Origin of the sequence: Streptomyces sp. B1866 (assembly GCF_031932565.1) — a bacterium.
Classification (GTDB): Bacteria; Actinomycetota; Actinomycetes; order Streptomycetales; family Streptomycetaceae; genus Streptomyces.
On record NZ_JAVSCF010000494.1, the window covers coordinates 1 to 1,703 of the forward strand.

Annotated in this window: 1 protein-coding gene; it reads right to left on the reverse strand. The window is 77.0% G+C overall.

What is annotated here, in order from left to right; genetic code table 11:
• Positions 1 to 45: 45 nt before the first annotated feature.
• Positions 46 to 1,578 (reverse strand): hypothetical protein, encoded by a 1,533-nt coding sequence (locus RKE29_RS29745; RefSeq protein ID WP_312008819.1) that lies wholly within the window; start codon positions 1,576 to 1,578, stop codon positions 46 to 48.
• Positions 1,579 to 1,703: the final 125 nt, after the last annotated feature.

Here is a 1,703-nt window from a genome sequence, read left to right on the forward strand (position 1 = left end):
CCGGCCCCGAGGGCGGGAGGCCCGGCAGCGCGGGCGCGCCGGGCGTCACGCCGCCTCCGTGCGGTCGGCGGCCATGCCCGCCGCGTCCAGCAGGGCGGTGCCCACGATCAGGTCGGCGCCGCCGAACTCCGGGTCGTCCAGCTCCGTGCCGTCGTCGACGGCGAACAGCAGCCGCTGTTCGCCCTGCCGGTAGGCCGTGCCGACCGGCGGGCTGGCGGCGTGGAAGGCCAGCAGGGCCACCAGGTACGGCAGGCCGGGGTCGCGGCGGCGGGCCTCGGCCAGCAGCCCGGAGAGCCTGCGGGGGGCGGTGGGCGGCAGGTCGAGCAGCTCCTCGGCCCTGGCCAGCTGCTCCTCGCTGAACCGGCTGTCGTCGGGCGTGGCGATCAGGTCCGGCTCGGGCAGCTCGGCGCCGAGGTGGTCGCGCTCGGCGGGCGGGGTGAGCAGGAGGTCCACCAGGTCGCCCAGGCGCGGGCACGGCGGGTTGCGCGGGCCGGTGCCGCGCGCGAAGAAGGCGTCGGTGACCCGGGTGGCCCGCTCGACGGGCAGCGGCAGGACGGGCGCGAGGAGCTGGCCGTACAGGTCCAGGCCGGCCCGGGCGGCAGGGGCGGCGAACGCCTGCCGGTCCTGCTCGGCGCGGAACAGCGGCCCGGCCTCCAGCAGCCGGGACTGCAGCTGGGTGTGGCGGCGCACGCAGTCCTTGACGATGTCGACCAGCTCGGCGGCGCGCCGCTTGTGCTCGGGGTCCTCGGCCTCGTCGCGCGCCTTGCGGATGTTGGTCAGGATGGCGTTCTCGTGGCGGTAGCGGTCGGCGATGTGGTCCAGGGCCTCGGAGATCAGGTCGGGGACGGTGTGCATCCAGTCCACGGCGCGCACGTCGCGCCGGGTGGCCTCCAGCGTCCTGCGCAGCGCCTGCGCGTACTGCACGGTGCGGTAGCGGGCCTGCTCGGCGGCGAGCTGGGCGTCGGCGAGGCGGCCGCGGCTGATGAGCACCTCCAGCTTGACCTCGGCGGCGATCTGGGCGCTGGTGACGTCCGTGTCGAGGGCGCCGACCAGCACGTTGACCGCCTCGTCGGTGGTGCGCAGGTACACGCCGCCGCCCGGGCCCGGCACCTCCTCGATGAGCTTGAAGTCGTAGTCGCGGCGCACGTAACTGCCGTCGGGGCCGAAGGTGCCGTACACGGCGCGGAAGCCCCGGTCGACGCTGCCGACGTTGATCAGGTTCTCCAGCACCCAGCGGGCCACGCGCTCGTGCTCGGCGGCGGGCCGGTCCGGGGCCTGCGCGGCGACGCGGGGCAGCAGCCGGGCCACTATCTGCTCGTGGTCGGCGCCGGTGTCGAAGTCCATGGTGAGCGTGACCAGGTCGATGGCGGCCAGGGCCAGCTCCGCCATCGCGTACACCCCGTACTCCCCCGCGAGGTTGGCCTTGCGGGCGTCGAGGTCGTGCAGCGGCGCGGTGCAGGCGAGCGCGCGCAGGCGCCGCGCCAGGCCCTCGTCGGCGGCCGGGCCCGGGGCCGGGCGGGCGAGCCCGGCCCGGCCGCCGGGCCGGGGCGGGGTGGTCTCCTCGGGTGCTGCTGACATCACGGGCCACAGACTAGGCGGTGGCACTGACAGCCGCCGCGCACCGGCGCGGGCACCGGCTTGGGCGGCCGGGTTCCGCACCGGCCGCCGGCGGTTCGCCCGGCCCGCGGGCGGGTGCCGCCCGC